22 protein-coding genes are annotated in these 25358 nt (G+C 42.8%); 15 read left to right on the forward strand and 7 right to left on the reverse strand.

The features are described 5' to 3' along the window. Positions 1–79: 79 nt before the first annotated feature. The 8 genes from ACWPVL_RS09105 to ACWPVL_RS09140 all read left to right on the forward strand — a co-directional run bounded on the left by ACWPVL_RS09105 (position 80) and on the right by ACWPVL_RS09140 (position 8905). Complete coding sequence (locus tag ACWPVL_RS09105) at positions 80–1411, forward strand: alanine/glycine:cation symporter family protein (protein ID WP_454388424.1); 1332 nt, start codon at positions 80–82, stop codon at positions 1409–1411. A 148-nt stretch (positions 1412–1559) separates the two neighbouring features. Beyond that, positions 1560–2033 carry a transcriptional regulator NrdR gene (gene nrdR, locus ACWPVL_RS09110; RefSeq protein WP_005591110.1) on the forward strand — a complete coding sequence of 158 codons (474 nt, stop codon included), beginning with the start codon at positions 1560–1562 and terminating at the stop codon, positions 2031–2033. Between the two features lie 6 nt (positions 2034–2039). Then, the gene (locus ACWPVL_RS09115) at positions 2040–3194 is read left to right on the forward strand and encodes a DNA helicase (RefSeq protein ID WP_454388427.1); all 1155 of its coding nucleotides are present in this window, start codon (positions 2040–2042) and stop codon (positions 3192–3194) included. Beyond that, the gene (gene dnaI, locus ACWPVL_RS09120; protein WP_454388429.1) at positions 3195–4094 is read left to right on the forward strand and encodes a primosomal protein DnaI; all 900 of its coding nucleotides are present in this window, start codon (positions 3195–3197) and stop codon (positions 4092–4094) included. It abuts the gene before it with no gap. Further along, complete coding sequence (locus tag ACWPVL_RS09125) at positions 4091–4807, forward strand: NADPH-dependent oxidoreductase (protein WP_454388431.1); 717 nt, start codon at positions 4091–4093, stop codon at positions 4805–4807. The genes dnaI and ACWPVL_RS09125 overlap by 4 nt, the downstream gene beginning before the upstream one ends. Before the next feature lie 42 nt (positions 4808–4849). Further along, complete coding sequence (gene der, locus ACWPVL_RS09130) at positions 4850–6160, forward strand: ribosome biogenesis GTPase Der (protein ID WP_048765864.1); 1311 nt, start codon at positions 4850–4852, stop codon at positions 6158–6160. Positions 6161–6449: 289 nt separating this feature from the next. Next, positions 6450–7628, forward strand: a complete 1179-nt coding sequence (locus tag ACWPVL_RS09135; RefSeq protein WP_454388622.1) for a hydroxymethylglutaryl-CoA synthase — start codon at positions 6450–6452, stop codon at positions 7626–7628. Continuing rightward, on the forward strand, positions 7625–8905 hold the full coding sequence (locus ACWPVL_RS09140) for a hydroxymethylglutaryl-CoA reductase, degradative (RefSeq protein ID WP_454388433.1): 1281 nt from the start codon (positions 7625–7627) through the stop codon (positions 8903–8905). Before ACWPVL_RS09135 ends, ACWPVL_RS09140 begins: the two co-directional genes overlap by 4 nt. A gap of 171 nt (positions 8906–9076) precedes the next feature. Here ACWPVL_RS09140 and ACWPVL_RS09145 read toward each other — a convergent pair whose 3' ends face one another. From ACWPVL_RS09145 to pflB, 3 genes are all read right to left on the reverse strand, one after another. After that, positions 9077–9535: a threonine/serine exporter family protein gene (locus ACWPVL_RS09145; protein WP_045498515.1), complete on the reverse strand. Its 459-nt coding sequence runs from the start codon at positions 9533–9535 to the stop codon at positions 9077–9079. A gap of 4 nt (positions 9536–9539) precedes the next feature. Further along, entirely contained in the window at positions 9540–10313 is a 774-nt protein-coding gene (locus ACWPVL_RS09150) for a threonine/serine exporter family protein (RefSeq protein WP_045498516.1), read from the reverse strand. A gap of 117 nt (positions 10314–10430) precedes the next feature. Further along, complete coding sequence (gene pflB, locus ACWPVL_RS09155; RefSeq protein WP_045498517.1) at positions 10431–12746, reverse strand: formate C-acetyltransferase; 2316 nt, start codon at positions 12744–12746, stop codon at positions 10431–10433. Between the two features lie 393 nt (positions 12747–13139). Between pflB and dinB the strand changes: the two genes are divergently transcribed. Beyond that, positions 13140–14204 (forward strand): DNA polymerase IV, encoded by a 1065-nt coding sequence (gene dinB, locus ACWPVL_RS09160; RefSeq protein ID WP_454388436.1) that lies wholly within the window; start codon positions 13140–13142, stop codon positions 14202–14204. Positions 14205–14645: 441 nt separating this feature from the next. On the opposite strand, the gene ACWPVL_RS09165 is transcribed toward dinB, so the two are convergent. From ACWPVL_RS09165 to rnhC, 4 genes are all read right to left on the reverse strand, one after another. Beyond that, positions 14646–15248 carry a hypothetical protein gene (locus ACWPVL_RS09165; RefSeq protein WP_454388438.1) on the reverse strand — a complete coding sequence of 201 codons (603 nt, stop codon included), beginning with the start codon at positions 15246–15248 and terminating at the stop codon, positions 14646–14648. A gap of 92 nt (positions 15249–15340) precedes the next feature. Next, positions 15341–17698, reverse strand: coding sequence for an SF1B family DNA helicase RecD2 (recD2, locus tag ACWPVL_RS09170; RefSeq protein WP_454388440.1), 2358 nt, complete (start codon positions 17696–17698; stop codon positions 15341–15343). Between the two features lie 75 nt (positions 17699–17773). Continuing rightward, positions 17774–18403, reverse strand: a complete 630-nt coding sequence (lepB, locus tag ACWPVL_RS09175; protein ID WP_454388442.1) for a signal peptidase I — start codon at positions 18401–18403, stop codon at positions 17774–17776. Between the two features lie 3 nt (positions 18404–18406). After that, positions 18407–19291, reverse strand: a complete 885-nt coding sequence (rnhC, locus tag ACWPVL_RS09180; RefSeq protein ID WP_454388444.1) for a ribonuclease HIII — start codon at positions 19289–19291, stop codon at positions 18407–18409. Between the two features lie 226 nt (positions 19292–19517). Here rnhC and ACWPVL_RS09185 point away from each other — a divergent pair, with 226 nt between their 5' ends. From ACWPVL_RS09185 to ACWPVL_RS09210, 6 genes are all read left to right on the forward strand, one after another. Continuing rightward, positions 19518–19691: a Blp family class II bacteriocin gene (locus tag ACWPVL_RS09185; protein ID WP_454388446.1), complete on the forward strand. Its 174-nt coding sequence runs from the start codon at positions 19518–19520 to the stop codon at positions 19689–19691. Positions 19692–19723: 32 nt separating this feature from the next. Continuing rightward, positions 19724–19984 carry a hypothetical protein gene (locus ACWPVL_RS09190; RefSeq protein ID WP_062122586.1) on the forward strand — a complete coding sequence of 87 codons (261 nt, stop codon included), beginning with the start codon at positions 19724–19726 and terminating at the stop codon, positions 19982–19984. Positions 19985–20351: 367 nt separating this feature from the next. Then, a complete protein-coding gene (gene comA / locus ACWPVL_RS09195) occupies positions 20352–22505 on the forward strand; it encodes a peptide cleavage/export ABC transporter ComA (protein WP_005591091.1) in 2154 nt (717 codons plus the stop codon). 14 nt (positions 22506–22519) lie between these two features. Next, the gene (locus tag ACWPVL_RS09200; protein WP_454388449.1) at positions 22520–23875 is read left to right on the forward strand and encodes a bacteriocin secretion accessory protein; all 1356 of its coding nucleotides are present in this window, start codon (positions 22520–22522) and stop codon (positions 23873–23875) included. Between the two features lie 227 nt (positions 23876–24102). After that, complete coding sequence (locus tag ACWPVL_RS09205; RefSeq protein WP_454388451.1) at positions 24103–24681, forward strand: TetR/AcrR family transcriptional regulator; 579 nt, start codon at positions 24103–24105, stop codon at positions 24679–24681. After that, positions 24678–25358 (forward strand): ABC transporter ATP-binding protein, encoded by a 681-nt coding sequence (locus ACWPVL_RS09210; protein ID WP_454388453.1) that lies wholly within the window; start codon positions 24678–24680, stop codon positions 25356–25358. Before ACWPVL_RS09205 ends, ACWPVL_RS09210 begins: the two co-directional genes overlap by 4 nt.

Below are 25358 nucleotides of genomic sequence, written 5' to 3' on the forward strand. Positions count from 1 at the left end.
GGTCATTCTCAGGCATCCAGAGTACATGTGTAAACATGTACTTTTCTTTTTCTCGGTGTGGAAAAGGAGCAGAAGATTTATGTTGAAATTGCTGAATCAAATTGATTCTCTGGTCTGGGGACCTCCCCTCTTGATTTTATTAGTTGGAACGGGGCTTTATCTGACACTTCGTCTGAGGTTGCTACAGATTTCGCGCCTTTCTCGCGCCTTTCGCTTAATTTTTGTTTCCGGCGAGGATCATCATGGAGACGTGTCAAGCTTTGCTGCTCTTTGTACAGCTTTGGCGGCCACGGTTGGAACGGGGAATATTATCGGTGTAGCGACTGCCATAAAAGTTGGTGGACCAGGCGCCTTATTTTGGATGTGGCTAGCAGCTTTCTTTGGAATGGCAACCAAGTATGCCGAAGGTTTATTAGCAATCAAGTATCGTTCCAAGGATGCTCACGGAGCCGTTGCTGGTGGTCCTATGCATTATATCTTACTGGGGATGGGCGAAAAATGGCGTCCACTGGCTATCTTCTTTGCTGTAGCGGGTGTCTTGGTAGCTCTTTTAGGGATTGGAACCTTCACACAGGTGAATTCCATTACAGAAGCTATGCAGAATACCATTCAGTTGCCTCCAGCTGTGACAGCCTCAATTTTGGCTATTTTAGTAGCTCTAGTTATTTTTAGTGGCATCCAGTCGATTGCTCGAGTGTCAACCAAGGTTGTGCCTTTTATGGCAGCTATTTATATCTTGGGGACTGTGACTGTGTTAGCAGTCAATCTAGATCGTCTGCTGCCAACTCTCCAGCTAGTCTTTAGTTCTGCATTTAGTCAGACGGCTGCTGTCGGTGGCTTTGCTGGTGCAACCATCCAGATGGCGATTCAAAATGGGGTTGCGCGCGGGGTATTCTCCAATGAATCTGGTTTGGGGTCTGCACCTATTGCAGCGGCGGCAGCTCGGACTAAGGAACCGGTAGAACAAGGCTTGATTTCCATGACCGGAACCTTTATCGATACCTTGATTATCTGTAGTTTGACAGGATTGACGATTTTAATCACAGGGGTCTGGGATGGCAATCTTAACGGCGTGTCCTTGACTCAGGCAGCCTTTGCGAGTGTTTTTGCTAATTTTGGTCCAATCCTTCTATCCGTTTTTCTAGTTCTGTTTGCTTTTACCACTATTTTAGGCTGGAACTATTACGGTGAACGTTGCTTTGAGTTCCTGTTTGGTGTTAAATATATTCGCTTGTACCGAATCATCTTTGTCGCTATGGTGCTCTTAGGTGGCTTTATTGAGCTAGAAGCAGTTTGGGTCATTGCCGATATTGTCAATGCCTTGATGGCCTTGCCAAATCTGATTGCTCTTTTGGCCTTATCTCCGGTTATTATTGCTGAGACCAAAAAGTATTTTGATAAGAAGGGCTGAGTTTCCATTTGCTAGATTTTTGAAAGAAGATTTTCTTGCTAAAGCTGCTTTGCCAGCTTTAGTTTTTTTATGGGAGAGAAATCTCTCGTCTTTTGTTATTGGTCAAAACATGGTATAATGAAGTATTAAGATTCTAGGAGGAAATGACATGCGTTGTCCCAAATGTGGCGGAAGCAAATCAAGTGTGGTTGACAGCCGGCAGGCAGAAGACGGAAATACAATCCGTCGTCGCCGTGAATGCGAGGAATGCCAGCATCGTTTTACAACTTATGAGCGCGTGGAAGAAAGAACCCTAGTCGTTGTCAAAAAAGATGGAACGCGTGAGCAGTTTTCTCGGGATAAGATATTTAACGGAATCATCCGCTCCGCTCAGAAGCGTCCGGTATCAAGTGACGAGATCGAAGAATTGGTCAATCGGATTGAGCAAAAACTTCGCAGTCAGAGCGAAAATGAAATTGCTAGCGAATATATTGGCTCTCTGGTCATGGATGAGCTGGCCGAGCTGGATGAAATTACCTATGTCCGTTTTGCCAGTGTTTATCGGAGTTTCAAAGATGTTGGCGAGTTGGAAAGCCTTTTGAAGCAGATTACCAAGGGTTCTAAGAAGAAAAAGGAAAAATAAGGGCTTATGAAACCAAATGATCATTTTTCTTTCTTGTCTAATAACCAGGTCAGTCAGGATATGAGCGGGCTGACCCGTTATTATCTACCTATTGTGGGCAAGGATGCAGTCGCGCTTTATCTTTATCTGGTTTCTTTTTGGGATAACGGAGCTCAGCAGCGACTTTTCAGCCATATTTTAAATCATCTTGATTTTGGTATGGAAGTGTTGGAGAGGAGCTTGGAGCGCCTATCAGCTATTGGCTTGCTAGAGCTTTTCCAGACGGAAACGGGATTTTTCATCCGACTTTATCCAACCTTGTCAGCTGAGGACTTCTTTGCTCATCATGTGTACAGTAGTCTTTTGGAGAAAAAGATTGGTCAGGCGGCGGTAGATAAGCTACGACCGGAAAATCCAGCTGGGCAAAAGATCAGTCCATCTTTTAGCCAAATTTATGGCATGGATGACATCAGTCCGACGAGAACTAGTCGCCAGAATGATTTTGACTTGACGCATTTTAAACAGAGAATGGCCCAGGATGGCTTGCGTTTTGCGGATGAAAAATCGGATCTCTTGGACTTGTTTGCGATTGCGGAGCAGAAGAAATGGACTTGGTACGAGACTTATGTCTTAGCGCGTGAAACGGCTGTGTCACATGTGATTTCGACGAAACGGATGCAGCAAAAGATTCAGCAAAAACCAGTTTCGGGAGATTTTTCTCAGCAAGAGCAGTCTATTATTCGTGAGGCCAAAAGCAAGCAGCCCTTGCTCTTTTTGGCCGAGATCAAGAAAACCCGTCAAGCGGCCATTACGCGTAGTGAACGGAAGTTGATTCAGGATTTGGCAGAGATGGGGCTTTTGGATGAAGTTATCAATATCATCCTGCTACTGACTTTTAATAAGGTGGATTCGGCCAATCTCAATGAGAAGTATGTCCTCAAGGTGGCCAATGACTTTTCTTATCAAAAGGTGGCCTCGGCTGAAGAGGCAGTCCTGAAAATCCGTGAGCGCAACCAGCAGACGAATACTCGTCCTGCGCAAGTCAGCCCAGCTTCTGCTAAAAGCAATGTGCCGAACTGGAGTCAGCCAGATTACAAAAATGAAACTAGCTTAGAAAAACAAGCGGAACTAGAAGAACAAAAAAGAAGACTTTTAGCGAGACTGGAAGAAGGAGGCGATTAAATGGAAAAAATAGGACAGGCGATGCCTCATATGAATAAGGTGAAGCAGTTTGATTATCAAAAATTAGTCCAGCAGATTTTAGCAGATCCAGATATCGCTGCCTTTATCAGTCGAGAACAACTGTCTCCAACCGAAATTCAGCGGAGTATTTCTAAGTTCAATCAATACATTACCGAACGAGATCGCTTCTTGCTAGAAGATCAGAACTATATTGCCAAGGGCTATAAGCCGATTTTAGTGAAAAATGAAGGCTATGCGGATGTTGCATATGAGGAAACGCCTGAGTTGATTGAGCAGGAGAGACAGGAAGCGATTAGAAGCCGTCTCAACCTTATCAATCTGCCAGCTAGTTTAAAAGAGGCTAGTTTGGCCAAAGTGGATTTAGACGATGTCGGTCGCTACAAAGCTTTCGAGCTCTTGACCAGTTTTGTTGCGGAATTTCCGCATTATCAGAAGGCTGTCTATCTCTACGGAGATTTCGGCGTGGGTAAGAGCTACATGATGGCTGCGCTGGCACATGATTTGTCAGAAAAACGCAGTGTGTCAACGACTCTTCTCCACTATCCGAGCTTTGTTTTGGATGTTAAGAATGCTATCAGTTCTGGCTTGGTAAAGGAAAAGATTGACCAAGTCAAGACAGCTCAAGTGCTGATTTTGGACGATATCGGTGCAGAGCAGTCTAGCCCATGGATGAGAGATGAGATTTTACAAGTTATCCTCCAGCACCGTATGCAGGAAAATCTGCCAACTTTCTTCACTTCTAACTTTAGTTTTGCGGATTTGGAGCGTCACTTTGCCAACTCTAAGAATGGCGATGAGACTTGGCAGGCTAAGCGAGTTATGGAGCGGATTAAGTTTTTAGCTCAAGAAGTACACCTAGAAGGAGAGAATCGTCGATGAATGAAACAATTAACTTGATGAAAACTCATACGTCTGTTCGGCGCTTTACGGAAGAGCAGATTTCAGATGAAGAACTACGCGCGATTATCGATGCTGGGCGTGCTGCTTCCAGCTGGAAGAATTTCCAGTCCTATTCGATCATTGTGGTGCGCAGTAAAGAGAAAAAAGAAGCCCTTTTTGAGTTGGTTCCCCAAGAAGCCATTCGGCAGTCTTCGGCCTTCCTACTTTTTGTTGGCGACCTCAATCGTGCTCAAAAGGGCGTTCAATTGCACACGGATGATTTTTACCCTGAAGGAATCGAAAATATTCTTATTAGCTCGGTAGATGCTGCTTTGGCGGGGCAAAATACCCTCTTAGCAGCTGAAAGTCTGGGTTATGGCGGCGTTATTATTGGTTTAGTTCGCTATGAAGCTTCAAAAATTGCCCAGCTCTTTAATCTGCCAGACTATACTTATCCAGTTTTCGGCATGGCTTTAGGAAAGCCTAATCAAAACCATGCTGTCAAGCCACGTCTGCCTTATGAAGCGGTGGTCTTTGAGGAAGAATACCGTGAACAACTCAGCTCTGTCATTGAGACTTATGACCGTGTACAGGCTGAGTATGCTGGTGATCGGGCACAGGATACTTGGAGCCAGCGTTTGGCAGCCCAATTTGGTCAGGAACCGAATCAAGCAATTGACCAATTGTTCAAAGAAAAGAAATTAGAAAAATAAGGCGGAGCTCAGCTCTGTCCTAAAGAATGAAAGAGGAAAAACATGGCTTTACCAACTATTGCCATTGTCGGCCGTCCCAATGTCGGCAAGTCAACGCTATTTAATCGGATTGCGGGTGAGCGGATTTCCATTGTGGAAGACGTGGAAGGGGTTACTCGTGACCGCATCTATGCGACGGCAGATTGGCTGAATCGTAAGTTTAGTATCATTGATACGGGTGGAATTGACGATGTTGATGCGCCTTTTATGGAGCAAATCAAGCACCAAGCGGAGATCGCTATGGACGAGGCTGATGTTATCGTTTTTGTCGTGTCTGGCAAGGAAGGTATCACGGATGCGGACGAGTATGTGGCTCGCATGCTGTACAAGACTCACAAGCCGATTATCTTGGCGGTCAATAAGGTGGATAATCCCGAAATGCGCAATGAAATCTATGATTTCTATGCACTGGGCTTGGGCGATCCATTTCCAGTATCTTCTGTCCACGGGATTGGTACAGGGGATGTTCTAGATGCTATCGTTGAAAATCTTCCACATGAGGAAGTCGTCGAAAATCCTGATATGATTAAGTTTAGCTTGATTGGCCGTCCTAATGTCGGCAAGTCTAGCTTGATCAATGCCATCTTGGGTGAGGATCGGGTCATTGCCAGTCCAGTGGCTGGTACCACGCGCGATGCTATTGATACGGTCTTTACGGATAGTGAAGGTCAGGAATTTACCATGATCGATACGGCTGGTATGCGCAAGTCAGGCAAGGTCTATGAAAATACAGAGAAATACTCTGTTATGCGGGCTATGCGGGCGATTGATCGCTCAGATGTCGTTCTGATGGTGCTGAATGCTGAAGAAGGAATTCGTGAGTACGACAAGCGAATCGCTGGCTTTGCCCATGAAGCAGGAAAAGGGATGATCATCGTCGTCAATAAGTGGGATACGCTGGAAAAAGACAACCATACCATGAAAGACTGGGAAGAAGATATCCGCGACCAGTTCCAGTACTTGTCTTATGCGCCGATTATCTTCGTCTCTGCCCTAACCAAGCAGCGTCTCCATAAGCTGCCGGACATGATTAAGCAAATCAGTCAGAGTCAGAATACCCGAATTCCATCAGCGGTACTCAATGATGTCATCATGGATGCTATCGCGATTAATCCGACGCCGACTGACAAGGGCAAGCGTCTCAAGATTTTTTATGCGACTCAGGTAGCGACAAAACCGCCAACCTTTGTCATCTTTGTCAACGAAGAAGAGCTTATGCATTTCTCTTACCTGCGTTTCTTGGAAAATCAAATCCGCAAGGCCTTTGTCTTTGAAGGAACACCGATTCACTTGATTGCAAGGAAGCGGAAGTAGGACTTGCTTCGGACTGTTTATAAAGAAAAAACAAGAGCGATTTCAGGGAATTCATGGGCGGAAGCTTATCCTTAAATCCATAAATTTGCCAGCTCAAAATTTGGAATAGACTGATGAGGGAAACTGAATTGGAAAATTAAGTTTCTCTCATTTTTTGATGATGAGCTTTCTCCGTCTCAAGTCGGATTTGGGCTTAAAAAATGGTTTTTAAAAGAGTTTTAGCCTTAATTATGGTAAAATAATGTCTGAATACTATTAGCTATCAAATGAATTGAATGAGGTCTTTATGATGAAAATCGGAATCGATCAAATCGGTTTTGCGACTAGCAATTATGTTTTAAAATTAGATCATCTAGCTGAGAAGCGGGGTATTGATCCCAACAAGCTCAGCAAGGGATTATTGATGAAGGAGATTAGCATTGCTCCTTTAACTGAGGATATTGTCACTTTGGGCGCAGCAGCGGCCGATCAAATCTTGACTGTAGAGGACAAGAAGGTCATTGATATGGTCATTGTCGCAACAGAGTCTAGCATCGACCAAAGCAAGGCGGCTTCGGTCTTTATTCATGGTCTTTTAGGCATTCAGCCCTTTGCTCGTAGCTTTGAAATTAAAGAGGCCTGCTATGGCGCAACTGCTGCTCTAGACTATGCCAAACTGCATATCAGACAATATCCAGAAAGCAAGGTCTTGGTCATCGCTAGTGACATTGCCAAATACGGGGTAGAGACGCCAGGCGAGCCGACTCAAGGGGCAGGCGCTGTCGCTATGTTGATCAGTCAAAATCCACGCATCCTTGAATTCAATGAAGATAATGTGGCTCAGACTCGTGATATTATGGATTTCTGGCGCCCAAATTACTCTACGACTCCTTACGTCAATGGTGTTTACTCAACCCAGCAGTACCTAGATTGCCTCAAGACGACTTGGAACGAATACCAAAAGCGTCATGGTTTAGCTTTGGGGGACTTTGCAGCGGTTTGTTTCCATCTTCCCTATCCAAAATTGGCGCTTAAGGGGCTGAATAAAATTATGGATAAAAGCTTGTCTCAGGAGGAGCAAAAAGGCCTGCAAGAAAACTTTGACAAGTCTATTCTCTATAGCCAAAAGGTCGGAAACATCTATACAGGCTCCCTCTTCTTGGGGCTCTTGTCTCTCTTAGAAAACTCTGAGAATCTTAAGGCTGGTGATAAGATTGCTCTCTTTAGTTATGGTAGTGGTGCTGTGGCTGAGATTTTTAGTGCCAATCTGGTAGAAGGTTATGAAAAACAGCTGACGACTCATCGTTTAGAGCAATTGAATCAACGTCAAGAACTGACGGTTGCTGCTTATGAAGAGCTTTTCTTTTCAGAGGCTCAGCTGGATGAAAACGGATCAGCTGTTTTTTCTGACTACGATGACCAAGTTTACGCCTTAGTTCAAATCGATCAACACCAGCGCAAGTATATCAAAGTTGAGAAATCATCATGAAAATAAATTGGACCGGATTTTCTAAAAAAACGCCTGCAGAGCGGCTAGAGTTTCTGAAAGCCCATGAGCTACTCCAGACTGAGAATTGGCAAAATCTTGCTAATCAATACCATCTGCCGCTGAAGACTGCCAATCAAATGAGTGAAAATGTGCTTTCTGTTTTGGCTTTGCCTTATTCGATTGCACCAGACTTTCTTATAGATGGGCAGGTTTATCAGGTACCCTTTGTAACAGAGGAGCCTTCTGTTGTTGCTGCTGCTAGTTTTGCAGCAAAAATCATTAAGCGCAACGGCGGTTTCAAAACCAAAATTCATAATCGGCAGATGGTTGGGCAGGTCGCACTTTATGATGTGCCCGATGTAGCTAAAGCCTTAGAGCAAATCCAAAATGAGAAGTCAGCTTTATTAGAATTGGCAAATCAAGCCCATCCTTCCATCGTCAAGCGAGGAGGTGGGGCGCGTGATTTACGAATGGACTTCCTAGAGGGAGAGACGGACTTTCTAGTTGTCTACCTTGTCGTGGACACTCAGGAAGCCATGGGTGCCAATATCCTTAATACAATGCTAGAAGCCCTAAAAGAACGGTTAGAGGAGCTAACAGGTGGACAGAGCTTGATGGCCATCCTGTCTAACTATGCGACTGAGGCGCTCGTAACAGCCTCTTGTGAAATTGATTTCCACTCACTCAGTCGAGACAAGGCAGAAGCTGAACGAACTGCTCAAAGAATCGCTTTAGCCAGTCAATTTGCAAAGCAGGATCCTTATCGGGCCAGCACGCATAATAAAGGCATTTTCAACGGAATTGATGCAGTTCTTTTGGCGACAGGTAATGACTGGCGCGCTATTGAAGCAGGGGCCCATGCCTATGCTACTCGCGATGGCCGTTATCAAGGATTGAGTAACTGGGAGGCCAATCTAGAGGAAAGAAAACTCTATGGCCAGTTGACTCTACCCATGCCGGTTGCGGCTAAGGGAGGCTCCATCGGTCTTAATCCAATGGTCGTCGCCAGTTTTGATTTATTGGGGCAACCGACAGCCAAAGAATTAGCTTCGATTATCGCTTCTGTCGGTTTAGCGCAAAATTTTGCGGCTTTAAGAGCACTGGTGACCACGGGAATCCAGGCTGGCCACATGAAGCTCCAAGCTAAATCCCTAGCTTTATTGGCCGGTGCTCAGGAAGATGAGGTTGCTGCTGTTGTTGCAGCACTTCTCAAAGAAAAGCAATTTAATCAGGCAAAAGCTAAGGAAATTCTAACCAAAATGCGTAAAGAAAAATGAGGCTGGGACAAAAGCCCTAGCCTCTCAATTGTCTTTGGATTTTCGAGCAAGCCGCAGTGGTTGAGTGGGCTCTACTAGGCTGATTTCATCAGTTTTTACAGCCCTACTCAACTGTGCGGAGGTGGGACGACGAAATCGAATTCTAACGAATTACCGATTTCTGTCCCACTCTCATTTTTTATAGTGAAGAGGATGCTTCTTCAGGTAGCTGTAAATCTTTAAGACAACCGTCCCGCTAGCCATGCCGATAGAGATGACCAAGGCTAGGATGACGACCAAGGTAGCATTGACCATAGCATGACTGTAATCACCTGTCACAAAGAAGGCAGTTGTCCGATAGGAAATATATCCAGGTACTAGAGGCGCTAGAATAGCCAAAATAAAGACGACAGCTGGCGTTCTGTAGATGATGCTGAGGATTTGGCTGGCGCAGGAACCAATGATAGCAGCCACAAAGGTTGCAATGATAACATTGGTCGGTCCCTTGAGTAGGAGATAGAGTAGCCAAGTAGCCATACCTAAAACTCCGCCGGGAATCAGCATACTACGCTGGACATTTAGAACGATTAGAAAAGTGATGATAGCCAGTAGGCTGGCAAGGGCTTGCAGTAAGAAAGTCAAGATTGTCATAGGCTTATTTCATAAGAATGAGGGCGACAGAGGTGCCGGCGCCGAGAGCAAGGGTAATGAGGAGCGATTCAAAGAGTTTGCTCATCCCAGAATTGATATGGTTGGTCATGATATCTCTAACTGAGTTGGTCAGAGCGATTCCTGGGACGAAGGGCATGACAGCTCCTGCGATGATCAAGTCTGCTGTTGAATCGAATCCCGAATAGTAAGCCCAAATCTGGGCTAATAATCCGAAGACAAAAGCTCCAGCAAAGGCTGAAACAAAAGGAATTCGAATATATTTATCGACATAAAGGGAGAAAGAGAAGCCAAATAGAGTTGCGATACCGGCTCCAAGAGCATCGTAAAAATTTCCACCGAACATGATAGAAAAGAAAGGAGCACTGAGTGTGGCTGCTGTAATGAGTTCTCTTTTGCTATAGGGAACCCCTTTTGTTTTAAGTGCCCTTAGTTGTTCAAGAGCTTCTTCCAAATTGATTGCTCCACTGACTAATTGCCGAGAGACTTGATTGACATCGCAGACTTTCTCGATATTGTAGTTCATATGGATATTTCGCTTCATTCGAGAAATATTAGTGTTTTCAATTGAAAAGAATATGGCAACGGGCATGGCTAAGGCATTGCAGTCCAGGATGCCTTGCGAATGGGCAATCCGGATCATGGTGTCTTCGACCCGATAAATCTCTGAGCCACTTTGTAATAGCAAGGTCCCAGCTAGCATGATAACATCAACGGCCAGATTAAGATTTTTTTCATCTGTAGACATTTTCTCAGCCATTATATCCCCTTTTTCATTTCACAATACCTCTATTATAACACAAATGCTCAAAGCTATCTCTCCAAAGTAAAAGAAAACCAGCTGATTTTCAGCTGGTTTTGCAATTAGGAAAGAGGCTTAGCTAAGTGCATCATCCATAGAAAGAACTTCGTGGAAGACACGTTGTGTCAATTCAGTTTTTTGTTCTGGAGTGAGGTATTTAGTGTTTACACAGTATCCAGAGATACGTACGATAACGTCTTCACCTGACATGATCTTGTCGTAAACATCTTGCAAGTCCATAACGTTCAAGTTAACGTGTTGTCCACCGTTTTCGAAGTAACCATCAAGAATTGTTACCAAGTTGTCCACTTGTTCGTCACGAGTCTTACCAAGAGCACGTGGTGAAACTTGAGTTGTCAATGAGATACCGTCAGCTGCGTAACCAAAGTCAAGGCTCGCAAGTGAGTTCAAGTTTTGCAACCAGCCACCTTTCGCTTTGTTAGATGGGTTAGCACCTGGTGAGAAGAACTCAAGTTTAGACAAGTTCACAGAACCATCTTCGTTAAGGTAGACACCTTTATGGACTGGTGAGTTACCAGTTTGTTTAGAGTAAGCAACGTTAGATGTGATGGTCAAAAGTGATACAGTAGCTTCCGCGTCTTTGTAAAGTTTGTGGCTACGTAGACGAGTTGTATAAGCTTCGATCAACCATTCTGCCAATTCGTTTGAACGTGGGTCATCTTCACCCCAACGTGGGTATTCACCGATTGTTTCGTAATCGTAGATGTAGCCATTTTCGTCACGGAGTGGTTTAACTGTAGCGTACTTGATAGCTGACAATGTGTCAACAGTGTTAGCGAATCCGCAGATACCGAATCCCATGTTAGCACGTTGTTTAGTTGGCAAGAAGGCCATTTGAACAGCTTCGTAGTTGTATTTGTCAGTCATGTAGTGGATGATGTTCAAAGCATCTACATAAGTGTCAGTCAACCAGTCAAGAGATTTTTCAAAGTTCGCTTTAACTGATTCAAATTCAAGAACTTCGTCACGGATAGGATCGATGTCAAATACTTTGTAGTCTTTGTGAACATCGTCGTAACCACCGTTCAAACCAGTAAGAAGGGCTTTAAGAACGTTCACACGAGCACCGAAGTACTGGATGTTGTGACGTTGATCTTCGTTTTCTGGGTCAAGTGGTGACACACAGCATGAGATACAGCTCATTTCTCCGTATCCGTCTTTAGCCATTGTTGTTACACCTTCGTATTGGATAGAAGAGTGTTTGTGGCTCATATGCATACAGTAGCGACGGAATGAGTATGGAAGTTTGTCAGTCCAGAGAACTGTCAAGTTTGGCTCTGGAGAGTTACCGATATTGTCAAGAGTGTTCAAGAAACGGTAGTCCATCTTCGTAACACGGTGACGACCGTCGTTACCCATACCAGCCATAGAAGTTGTGATGAAGGTTGGGTCGCCTGAGTACAATTGGTCATAAGCTTTTGTACGAGCAAACTTCACTGTACGAAGTTTCATAACGAAATCATCTACGAACTCTTGGATTTCTGATTCAGTAAATGTACCACGAGCAAGGTCACGTTCTGCAAAGATATCCAATACGATTGGCACACGACCTAGGGATGTAGCAGCACCGTTGATCACACGGCAGACAGCCATAAAGGCGATGTTAACCCATTGGATCGCTTCTTTGACGTTCATCGCTGGTTTGCGGACATCAACTCCGTAAAGATCACCCAAGCGAACAACTTGTTGCAATGCTTGGTATTGAAGGTTTACTTCTTCACGAAGGCGGATTGTTTCTTCGTCGATTTCTTTGATCGCATTCCAGTCGTTTACTTTTTCTTGCATCAAGTAGTCTGCACCGTAAAGAGCAAGACGTGCGTAAACACCGATGATACGTCCACGTGAGTAGGCATCTGGAAGACCTGTTACAGTGTGGGCGTGACGAGCGCGGCGGATGTTAGAAGTATAAGCACGGAAAATACCGTCGTTAACTGTTGTCACATATTTTGTGAAAATTTCGTGAACAGCTGGATCAGGTTCATAACCATTTTCCTTCAAAGTAGTTTCAGCCATACGGATACCACCTTTTGGCATGAAGTTCAATTTGAAGAGTTCATCGTTTTGAATACCGTAAATTAGTTCGTTATCTCTGTCAATATAACCAGCAGGGATATCTGCAATAGATGTTGGACGAGTGTCCATTGGGAAACGAGTTTCTTCGTAGTGAGCTTTTGTTTCTTCTACGATTTTCTTAATGTGGAGTGAGCGCTCAGTAGGACCTGCCAAGAAGCTTTCATCTCCATCATAAGGTGTGTAGTTAGCTTGAACGAAGCGAGAAACACTTGCTTTCTCTTTCCAGTCTTCACCTTTGAAGCCTTCCCAAGCTTTGTCAAAAATATCTTGAGCTTCCACAACTGTTTTAACAACCATTAGATTTTCCTCTTTATTCTAGCAACATAAACTGTTACATTTATAATTAAAGTATATCATAAGGTAATCGGTTTCACAAACGAATTTCAGTGCTAAAAGAGGCTTTCTTTTATAATACAGATTGATATTTTATTGCAAACTGTTTTATAACTTTGAAAATGGTAAATGAAAATAGTAGAAAGAAGCTGATAAGTTGAATTATTTTGTACTTGCTTTGAACGTTACTATGTAGAAATTTGTCCAATACTGAAATTCCTATTTTAATACTTTGTCTATGCACTTCAGAAAGTGTCTTACATTTTCCGGTCTTGCTTTTGGAATAAAAATCCTTTGAAACTTGCTTTAAAAATGATAAAATTTGCTAAAGAGCTAATCTAATTTATAGGAGACGGTATGCTAATTTTTCCGCTAATTAATGACACATCGCGAAAGATCATTCATATTGATATGGATGCTTTTTTTGCTTCGGTCGAAGAGCGGGACAATCCTAAGCTCAATGGAAAGCCTGTGATTATCGGTAGTGATCCGCGTCAGACGGGTGGACGTGGTGTGGTTTCGACTTGTAATTATGAAGCCAGAAAGTTCGGAGTTCATTCAGCTATGAGTTCCAAGGAAGCCTACGAGCGTTGCCCGCAGGGAATTTTTATCTCGGGAAATTATGAGAAATACCAAACGGTTGGTTTGCAGATTCGAGAGATTTTCAAGCGCTACACGGATAAAATTGAGCCCATGAGCATCGACGAGGCTTATCTGGATGTGACGGAAAATAAGTTGGGTATCAAATCTGCGGTCAAAATTGCCAAGCTGATCCAGCATGATATCTGGAATGAGCTGCAACTGACGGCTTCGGCAGGCGTTTCTTATAATAAGTTTCTGGCCAAGATTGCTAGTGATTATGAGAAGCCGCACGGTCTGACGGTTATTTTACCCGAGGAGGCAGAGGCCTTTCTAGCGCCCATGGATATTGCTAAGTTTCATGGAGTTGGTAAGAAGAGCGTTGAAAAACTGCATGAAATGGGAGTTTATACTGGTGCAGATCTGCTCAAGATACCGGAAATGACCTTGATTGATAAGTTTGGTCGCTTTGGCTTTGATCTCTACCGGAAAGCGCGTGGTATCAGCAATAGTCCGGTCAAGTCCAATCGTATTCGCAAGTCTATCGGTAAGGAGCGAACCTATGCTAAATTGCTCCATGGCGAGGAGGATATAAAAAAAGAACTATCTCGCTTGGCAGCTAAGGTCGCTCTCAGCTTAGAGAAACACCAGAAAGCTGGCAAGACGGTTGTCCTAAAAATCCGCTATGCTGACTTTTCAACCCTAACCAAAAGGAGGACCTTGGAGCGAGAAACGAGAGAAGGAGAAGTGATTGAGCGGGTTAGTCATGAAATCTATGACAGCCTGGAAGAGCAGCCGCGAGGCGTTCGCTTATTAGGACTGACAGTAACGGGGTTTGGATAAAAAGATAAAGGCTTGGTTCGTGAATTGCCCCCCAAAAGTTAGTTTTTTCTGTCTAACTTTTTGGGGGGCAGTGCGGTTCTGTTCAGTAAGCTGTCCTCTTTATAATTCAAGATTTGGAAATTTGGCATGTATGTGATTTTTTAAACGAGTTAAAGCAAGGTCTGTTTTAGGGACATTTCGGTGTCTGAGAGGTAGTTTCTTTTCGTTTCCATCTGAAAGCACAACCCGAATCTCGTTTTTTCTGATGATTGGAAAGATATAAAACCAGAATGAATACCTATGGTGATACATTGTTAGTGCCTCGTGCATGTCACATGATTTGAAAATAGATTTATAACTGACCAAATGATTCTTGTATGAGAAGATACGAATATCTGTATCAATATAGCCACCATTGTTTTCAATTTGATCCAACGTTCCATTTAATTCGGGATATAGACTCTAAAAATCAGTCAATTTTTTGTGGTTTAAGTAATAACGGATGAATCCGATCAAAATGCATAATATACCAATATAGGTGAAGAAAGCGAAAGAAGCGTCTCCACCTTTTTGAAATTCTTTATCATTAGAGAGAGTGATGTAGTATTTCAGTTGTTGGTTATTTCCATCATTAAATAGATACGAGTTCATGATTTTAGCGTAATCAGGAATACCTGAAGCTGAGTGTACTGAGGCAATCAACCATTTTGGTTCTCCTTCTAAATTATCCGCTTTTTCTAGTTCATCTACGAAGCGGCTAGTTGAAGAATCATTGCGCAGGCCAATATCGCTTTCCCTACCATTTTTATCTATATAAGATACTTTGTAGAAATAGGTTGAGTCATGATCTTCTTTTAACTCTGCAACTGGTCCATCAATATGAGTAATTTTTATTGCTTGGTTGTAGAAGGTGTCAGAGATTTTTGCAGAAAGAATTTTTCCTTCTTTTCGCAAGGTTTCCACACTGATATTTCTAGATTTTGTTGATGAAAAGGTGCCAAATAAAATGAGACTGCATCCTACAAGCACCCACTTTATTAGAGTAGAATATTTATTGTATTTCATACAATCTCCTTTGAAGAAAGTTAGTTGTTATTTGGGCTAATCATATAGCCATATTTTAGCATTATACACAGAACAGTGAAGGGAGTCAAGGCTTATTTAAAAATTCCCTTTAAATCTTCCTCAGTCAGTCCGATTAGAGGATTGATTGTTAGGATATTTTCCTCCGTCAGGATATAGTTTTCCACAGGATATTTGCTGTTATCCACAGGGATGTGGATAATTTCTTGAGGGGATTCTACATCTCCAAAACGTTCAATCAGATAGGTTTTGCGGGCGGTACCGGTATTTTTTACGGCGTAGTCAAAGGCTGACTTTTCCCCAAGTAGGATCAGTTTGCTCTTGGCTCGGGTAATAGCAGTGTAGACCAGATTGCGCTGGAGCATGCGGTGGCTGCTTCGGGTAATGGGAAGGATAACCACGGGAAACTCGCTACCTTGAGACTTGTGGATGCTCATGGCATAGGCTAGGCGAATTTTGTACCATTCGCTGCGCTGGTAGCTAATTTCATTGCCGTCAAAGTTGATGGTTAATTCGTCCTGCTTGGACTCGGTGTACTTAGCTGGCAGCAGGTCGACGATGTAGCCTAAGTCACCGTTAAAGACATTACTCTCAGCGTCATTGACGAGGTGGATGACCCGATCTCCCTGTCGATATTGGAAATCAGGTGCTTCAAAGGTCAGCTGGTCTTTTTCCACAGGATTGATGAGATTTTGCATAAGATTGTTAATCTGGTCAATGCCGGCTGGCCCCCGATACATAGGTGCTAATACCTGAACATCGTGAGCTGGGATACCGCTGCGAATAGCTGCGCTGGCAATTCGTTCAATCATGGGCGGGATGTGCTCATTTCGAGCTTCAAAATAAGAACGATCCGCTTTTTTTTCAGTAAAATCTTCTGGCAACAGTCCCTTTTGGATCTGGCTAGCCAGAGTGACAATGGTCGAATCTTGGCTCTGACGGTAAATTTTTTCCAGCTTGGTCTGGGGAATGCTCGGTATTTGCAGTAGGTCAGCTAATACCTGCCCAGGGCTGACAGAAGGCAATTGCTCTGCATCCCCAACCAGGAGCAGTTTGGTATTGGAGGAGATATTACTGAGGAGCTGATTGGCCAGCCAAGTGTCTACCATGGAGAACTCGTCCACGATGATAAAATCAGCATCCAGATAATCATCCAAATGACTGGTATCATCATCTCCAGTCATACCGAGATGCCGGTGAATCGTAGCGCTGGGTAGTCCAGTCAGCTCATTCATACGGCGAGCAGCTCGACCAGTCGGTGCAGCCAAAAGAATGGGCAAATCTGCCTTCTTTTTTAGATTTAAGTCTCGAAGCTGGCTATAGACGGAAATGATACCATTGATGACGGTTGTTTTTCCTGTTCCTGGTCCACCCGTCAGGATAAAGACTTTTTGTGTGATAGCGTCGAAAATGGCTTGCTTCTGAATCTGATCATAGTGGATGCCTAGGTCATCTTCAGCCTGGCTGATGGCATCGAGGATTTTCTCTTCTTCAAAGCGATCCTGATGGCCTTTTTCCAAGAGGCGAATTAGATTGCTGCGGATGCCTTCCTCGGCAAAGAAGAGACTGTTTTCAAAAATCTTAGTTTCGACATTCTGAACCTTGTCTTCCTCAATCAGGTGAGCCAATTCATCGGCTACCAGACTAGGGTCTAGCTCTACTTGGCGCGAACTCTCCAGAAGCTCAATCGTATGAGCCATTAGGTCTCTAGCTTCCAAATAGGTATCTCCGGTTTCCATGGACTGGGTCAGGAGGGTATGAATCAAGCCAGCCCGAAAACGCTCAGGAGCATCACTTTCAATTCCCAACTGCTGGGCCAGCTGATCGGCGATTTTAAAGCCGATACCTTGGATATCTTCAACCAGTCGGTAGGGATACTGCTCGACGATTTCCAGCGTTTCTTCCTTGTAGGTTTCCTGAATCTGAAAGGCTAGTTTGTTGGGAATGCCGTAGGCAGCCAGCTTAGCTAAGACCAGCTCTGTTCCATAGTTGAGTTGCAGTTTGGCCACAAAGGATTCTCGGTTCTTGGCGGAAAGGCCAGTGATTTCTTTAAGTTTTTCTGGCTCAGCTAAAATCTTGTCAATGGTTTTCTCCCCATAGAGTTCCACGATTTTTTGAGCTGTCTTGACCCCGATACCTTTAAAGTGGTCACTGGAAAAATATTTAACCAGCCCCTTGCTAGTTGGTTTTGCCCTCTCGTAGCGGGAAATTTTTAACTGCTGTCCGTACTTTGGATGTTGAACTAGGTTTCCCCAAAATGTATAATCCTCGCCTTCGATAATATCGGCCATGGTTCCGGTCACGATAATCTCAAAATCATCAAAATCTTCACAATCCGTGTCTTGGATATCCAAGAGGAGGATCCGAAAGAAATTGCTGGGATTTTCAAAAATGATGCGCTCAATAGTGCCTGAAAAATAAAATTCTGTCATTGTTTATATATGCTCTTTAAAAAGCAAACCCAGCTGAGTAGTCAACTGAGTTTGGAGGGGGTATACTCTTAAGTATTAGTAAGTCTTGAAAGGTAGGATTGGCCAGATACGGAATTTAGCTTCGCCTTGAATCTGTTCCTTTTGGAAGGTACCGACTTGGCGACTATCTTTGGAAATAATTCGGTCGTCACCTAGAAGGAGGTACTCATCATCTAGAAGTTTAATGGTAAAGACGGGGCTACCTTCCTTGTCCACGGTAAAGGCTTGGGCTTGAGAGGCTAGCTTGCGGAAGGAAGTTCCGTTGTCCTTATAATCCTTGCCTACATAAGTGGATTGGAGCTTGTCCTTTTTGAATTTCTTGATGTATTCTGTTAAGTAAGCTTCATCAGTTTTTTTACCATTGATATAAAGGGTATCGTTTTCGTACTGGATGGTATCACCTGGAAGGCCAATCACTCGCTTGATAACTTCTTTATCTTTGCCAGCATCTGTCTCAGTGGCTACAACAATATCAAAACGATCAATGGACTGGTGTTTCAAAACCATCAAATATTCCCCATTGGCTAAGGTTGGGTCCATAGAGTGACCGTCTACCTTGACAGGTGCCCAGAGCAGCCAGCGAGTGAGTAAGATGATAGAGATAATCAGGGTAAAGACTCCCCACTCCTTGAGGAAGGCACGGAAGTCAAAGCGTTTGTTTTTCATAGTCTACCTTTCTAAGAGCTTTTTAGCTTTTTCTGTATTTTTAAAATGAAGTTTAGCGGTATGCTGGAGGCCAGCTATTCCATAGGCTTGGAGGATTTGGCTAGCAACCTGGTCACTCTTGCTTCCAGCTCCACTCGGAAGGGTGTAGCCAAGCTCTTGACTCAGATTTTCCAGATTTTCCAGAAAGAGGTCGCGAGCGATAATGGAGCTAACAGCGACAGCTAGAAACTTTCCTTCCGCTTTCTCAATGAGACTAACAGGATTAGGGAAATGATTCTTTTCATTTTGTAGGTATTTGTCATAATTCTGCTGACTGGTAAAGGCATCGATGACGATTTTTTCTGGCGTCAAACCTTTTTGTAACAGCAGATAAATGGCTTGATTGTGAAGAGCTACCTTGACAGATACGGCATTGTAACCAGAGGCAACCACTTCGTTATATTTTTCTGGAGACAGGAGCAGAGCCTGATGTTGGATTTCCTTTTTCAAAATCGGTGCCAGTTGCCGAATCTTAAGGTCGGTCAAGGCCTTCGAATCGCCCACGCCCAACTTACGCAAGAAAGCGTGCTGTTCTGGACTGACAAAGGAAGCAACAACTGCTAAACCACCAAAGTAAGAGCCATTTCCGACCTCATCCGTACCTATAAGGGAGATCTTCTGAGAAGTCTTGCTGGCTTCCTCGGCTTGATGGCCGAAAAAAGCAGCATAGTGACCAGCTTTTTCTCCTTGGAAAAGAACCTTGCCAGAAGTATAGATACTGACAGTTGCCTGGTTCAATTTCAGTAGATATTGGATATACTGATTTTTACTAGGCACAAGCTTGTCTTGATATTTCTGGACAAAAGCCTGAATTTCTCCTCGTTTAGGACTCAAAGTAATACTTTCCATAGCCCCTATTGTACCACAAAATGAAACTAGGGAAAATGGGAAAAATAGGATATTTAAAAGATTATGAAAAAATTACACATTTTTCTTCCAAACATGACATCAATGTCATGTTGAACCCGATAGGGTTGTTGTATAATATAGGTGTTGAAGCGATGTTTGAATAAAACTGACCACAAACAATATATTAACAAGGTTAAGGAAGCCTTGTAAAAAAAGGAGAACACATATGGAAAACTTTGCTATGATGGACAACCAATTTGCTGCGTTGACTGAAGAAGAAATGATGATGATCGACGGTGGATGGTCATTCTACGGTGTCCCTGTTGATATTTTCACAGTATCATTGGCTATTTTGGGTGGCTCATTGGTTTCAGGTTTCTTAGTAGGACTTTTCAACTAATTTAATATTTCAAATAGAAGAAGGTGAATTTTATGAACAAAGATTTTAAATCATTAGATCAAAAATTTATGCCACTTACTGAAGCTGAATTGGTTGAAGTAGAAGGTGGATGGGTCGGTGGTGACCTTGTACGTGCCGTATTTGATATCGGTCGTGAAGTTGGTCGCACTGTACGTGGACTTGCTATTCGTGCATACGGTCGTATTCGTTCTAGAATTGGATCAGGATCTGGTTCTAGCAATCGTGGCGGTGCTAACAACGGTGGTGCTGCAAGTCCAGACGTTTTTAACTAATATTTTTTGTTTCGACATAGAGCCTCTTGTTCGTCTTGATTGGGACAAGAGGCTTTTTAGTGTAGAATGGTCTGATAAAGTTACTTTATGTCTGTTTTTTAAGTAATTTTATGTTTACATGGAGTAAAACGACTGATACCATTGGAAAAATACGCCACATTAGTGTATGATAGAGATATCTATTTTTTGCTTGTTATGAAAGTTTTGTCCCTAATTTATACTTGTTTTTTTAATAGGGGGAGAACCGCTATGGATAAAGTTGACAAGCAGTTTGTGTTGAATAGTATGTTTACTAATTAGGAGTTTTTATGTGAGGGTCGCTCTCCATAAAAAGTAAATTTACACTTTTGTGAATAAAGGAGTTTGTATGAGATTTACAAAGCGTCATTATAGAGCTCAAGTTGACGCGAGAGATTGTGGTGTAGCAGCGCTAGCCATGATATATGGTTATTATGGTTCCTATTATTCTTTGGCTAGTTTGCGTGAAATGGCCAAGACAACTTTAAGAGGAACAACTGCTTTTGGGCTAGTGAAGGTTTCGGAAGAGTTAGGTTTTGAAACACGAGCCTTTAAAGCGGATATGTCTTTATTTGACATGAAGGGCATCGTTTATCCTTTTATCGCCCATGTTATCAAAGACAAGAAATTGCTTCACTATTATGTTGTGACTGGGCACGATAAACATTCGGTTTATATTGCGGATCCAGATCCGGCTGTTAAAATGACCAAGCTTTCTAAGGAACAGTTTGCGCAAGAGTGGACAGGTGTCTCTATTTTCATCGCCCCAGCGCCAGAATATAGACCACACAAGGAAAAGAAAAACGGTCTCTGGTCTTTTGTTCCGATTTTAATGAAACAAAAGGGACTGATTGCCAATATCGTTATTGCAACGATGCTAGTGACGATCATCAACATCGTGGGCTCTTACTACATGCAGGGGATTATTGATACTTACGTACCGAATCAGATGAGGAATACCTTAGGAATTATTTCTCTCGGTCTAATAGTTGTCTACATTTTGCAACAGGTCCTAACTTATGCTCAGAGCTATCTGCTTCTTATTTTAGGCCAACGCCTTTCGATTGATGTGATTTTGTCCTATATTAAGCATGTCTTTCATCTACCCATGTCTTTTTTTGCGACAAGAAGGACAGGGGAAATCGTATCGCGCTTCAACGATGCTAATAGTATCATTGATGCCTTGGCTAGTACCATTCTGTCAATCTTTTTGGATGTCTCTATCGTTGTCGTTATGGCAATTGTTTTGTTCTCACAAAACTTCTATTTGTTCTTTATCAGTTTGCTCTCGCTGCCAATCTATATCGTCGTGATTTTTGCTTTCATGAAGCCATTTGAAAAAATGAATCGCGATACCATGGAATCCAATGCTATTCTGTCTTCTTCCATTATCGAAGATATCAATGGTATTGAGACGATCAAATCCTTGACCAGTGAGGATTTCCGCTATCAAAAGATTGATAGAGAATTTGTTGACTATCTGAAGAAATCATTTGCCTATAGTCGGATGGAAAACATCCAAATCGGCTTGAAGAAGACGGCTCAGCTCTTGCTGAATGTTGCAATCCTTTGGATGGGAGCCCTTTTGGTTATGGACAATAAAATGACCTTGGGGCAGCTGATTACTTATAATACTTTGCTGGTTTATTTCACAAATCCACTAGAAAACATTATCAACCTACAGACTAAGCTTCAGACAGCACAAGTTGCCAATAATCGCTTGAACGAGGTTTATCTGGTTGACTCTGAATTTATGGATAAAAAAGCGATCCGTGATTTGAGCATGACCAAGGGCGACATTGAGTTGAGAAATGTCAGCTATAAGTATGGCTATGGACGAAACGTTCTATCAGATATTAATTTGACCATTGAAAGAGGCAGTAAGGTAGCCTTTGTGGGAATTTCTGGTTCTGGAAAGACGACTCTTGCCAAGATGATCGTGAACTTTTACGATCCAAACGAGGGAGAAATTCTGGTTAATAATATCAACCTCAATCAGATTGACAAGCATGTCTTGCGTCGTCATATCAATTACTTGCCGCAACAACCTTATGTTTTTAATGGTACCATCTTGGAGAATGTTCTCTTGGGTGCCAAGCCCGGAACGACTCAGAAAGAAATCATTCGGGCGTTGGAAATTGCAGAAATTCGTGAAGATATTGAACGGATGCCTTTGAATTACCAAACAGAATTGACATCGGATGGTTCAGGAATTTCAGGTGGTCAGCGTCAGCGCTTGGCCTTGGCTCGAGCTCTTTTGACTGATGCTCCTGTTTTGATCCTTGATGAGGCGACCAGCAATCTGGATATCTTGACAGAGAAAAAGATCATTGACAACCTTTTGGAGTTGGACAAGACCATCATTTTTATTGCCCATCGATTGACCATTGCCGAGCGATCTGAAAAAGTGGTTGTTCTGGACAAGGGTGAAATCGTGGAGCAAGGAACGCATGAAGAGTTGGTTGCTCAGGATGGCTTCTATGCTCATCTGGTGAATAGTTAGAAAGGAGAAAGAAGATGGAAGAACATTACTTAGAGAGTGCCGAATTTTATAACCGTAGATATTCTAGCTTTTCTGTGCGCGTGATTTTACCGACTTTCTTCTTGTTGATTTTTGTGGTCTTATTCTCCCTATTTGCTAAAAAAGAAATCACTATTACTTCAGGTGCTTCTATTGAACCTAGCAAGATTCTGGCTAACATCCAATCAACCAGTAACAATGCCATTGTCACGAATAATTTGAAGGAAAACAAGGTTGTTAAAACAGGGGATCTTTTAGTTCAGTATAAGTCTGATAGCGAAAATACTCAAAAAGAAACCTTCTCCTCTCAAGTAGAAAGCTTGAAGGAGCAAAAACGTCAGTTGGAGCTGCTGCAAGAAAGTCTGAAGACGGGGACTAGCCAGTTTTCAGGAGAGGATCGCTTCGGTTATGAGCAAGCATTTAATGATTATAAGAACCAAGCTGCGAGTATCCGTAGTAATACCGAGCAGCAAAATTCGACCATTGCTTCTCAAAACTCAGCAGCTAGTAATTCACAGGCAGAGCTGGGGAATTTGATCAATGAAACAAATGCCAAATTATCAGATTATCAGACTCTTAGAAATGCTATCCAAAATGGGACAAGTGTCCCTTCGACTAATGCCGGCTATAGCATCTATCAGGCTTATGAGGCACAAGCCGCTGCAGATAGTCAAGGTCAGCTAAAGAGTCAGGTTCTTTCGCAAATTGATAGTCAGATTTCTCAGTTTGAATCAGCTCTTGCAGGTTATCGAGTGCAGTATGCGGGTTCTGGTGCTCAGCAAGCCTATTCTGGGAGCTTGGATAGTCAGCTTGAGTCTTTGAAAGCTCAGCAGTTGACTAAAGTTGGTCAAGAATTGACGGCCTTGAATCAAAAGATTTTAGAAGTTGAAAATAATCTCAAGGTGCAAGGTGGCATCACTCAAAAGGGCATGATCACAGCAACTGAAGATGGTATTCTCCACCTGAATCCTGAAACAGCAGGAGCGAATTTGGTTCCTGAAGGAAAGTTGCTCGCTCAGTTGTATCCTGTTTTGACTAAGGAAAAAAAGGTCGTCATTACAACCTATGTGACCTCAAAAGATGTTGCTAGTCTGAAAAAAGGTGAGACTCTGCGTTTCACTGCAATGGATGGAAATAATAAAGAATTTGTTCTCAAATCTAAAATTTCAAACATTGACAACAATGCGACGAAAACGGAAAAAGGCAACTTCTTTAAGGTGGAGGCTGAAATAAGCTTAACGGATGCCCAAGCCAAGAAGATACGTTACGGTATTGAAGGTCGTGCAGTAGTCATCACAGGAAGCAAAACCTACTTTGACTATTACTTGGATCAATTCTTGAGAAAGGACTAAAGGAAAAATAGTCGATAAGTTTTGATTGAAGTTTTTACAGATCCCTAAAAGATAGAGGAATTGTTACCCCTTTGTTGACTAAATGAGGATCCCGTTTTATTTGGCGATTTATCAAATAAAAATCGAAGCCGAAAGGCTTCTTTTTATACTTGTTTTTTAATGTTCTGTGTGATATTATATTTTAAGAAACAAATGTTGCACAACAATTGTATCCAAAAGGAGTTTTGATGCCACCTAAAAATAAATTTACTCGTGATGAAATTATCCAAGCAGCTCTAGGGATTGTCAGGGAAGACGGTTTAGCTGGTTTGACCGCTCGTTCTCTAGCGGAACGATTACAGTCTAGCCCCAAGGTTATTTTCGGTCAGTTTGAAAATATGGAGGATCTAAGTCATTCGGTTGTTCGGGCGGCTGAGTTCGTTCTGGTTCAATATATTCGTTCGGCTTTGGAGCGAGCCAAGCCTTTCAGAGCAGTTGGCATGGCCCATATCCTTTTTGCCAGTCAGGAGCCTCAGCTCTTTAAAATTCTCTATCTAAATCCTCACAAGCACCCCATTGAGTCTTTCAAGGACTTTTTACCTCAGAAAGACCATAGTTATCAGCAGATATTAGAGTCGATTGTGGAGGATTATCCCATGTCCATAGAGAGTGCAGAGTTCGTTTATCAGCATTTATTTATCTATTCTCATGGTTTGGCTAGCATGATAGCATCGGGTATTTATTCTTTTAGTCAGGAGGAAGTGACAGAACGCTTAACGCAAGTATTTACTGCCCTCCTAAAGGAAATGAAAGGAAAGCAAGAATGATTAGATTAAAGGGAATTCGTAAGTCTTACAGTGGAAGAGAAGTTTTAAAAGGGATCGACTTGGAGATTGCCGACCAAGATTACTTGGTCATTTTGGGAGCTTCTGGATCTGGAAAGTCAACCTTGCTCAACGTTTTATCGGGCCTAGAAAAACCAGACAGTGGTCATGTTTATTACGATGAAGAAGATCTATCCCAGCTGACAGAAGCTCAATTGACGGCTTTTCGTCGAGCGAAGATTGCCTTTATTTTTCAGCAGTATTTCTTACTTCCAAATCTTACAGTGGAGCAAAATGTCAAAATGGGTGCCAACCTAGCAGGCAATCAAGATTACGTCCGTATTTTAGAGGCTTTAGGTTTAGGTGATAAACTTCAGCATTATCCAAGTCAGCTGTCAGGTGGTGAGCAGCAGCGGGTGGCTATTGCACGAGCCCTAGCTAAAAGACCGAATGTCCTATTTTTGGATGAGCCGACTGGAGCTTTGGACGAAGCAACAGGTCGTCAGATTCTGGCCTATATTTCAAGTCTTCAAGAGGAGCTAGGTTTTACGCTGGTCATGGTGACCCACAATGCAAATATTGCTCAGATGGCTAAGACTGTGGTTCATATCAATAGCGGTCAGATTCAAAGCTTAGAGACAAATAGCCAGCCCAAGACGGCCTATGAGATTGGATGGTAA

This window comes from Streptococcus sp. Marseille-Q8145 (genome assembly GCF_965112035.1).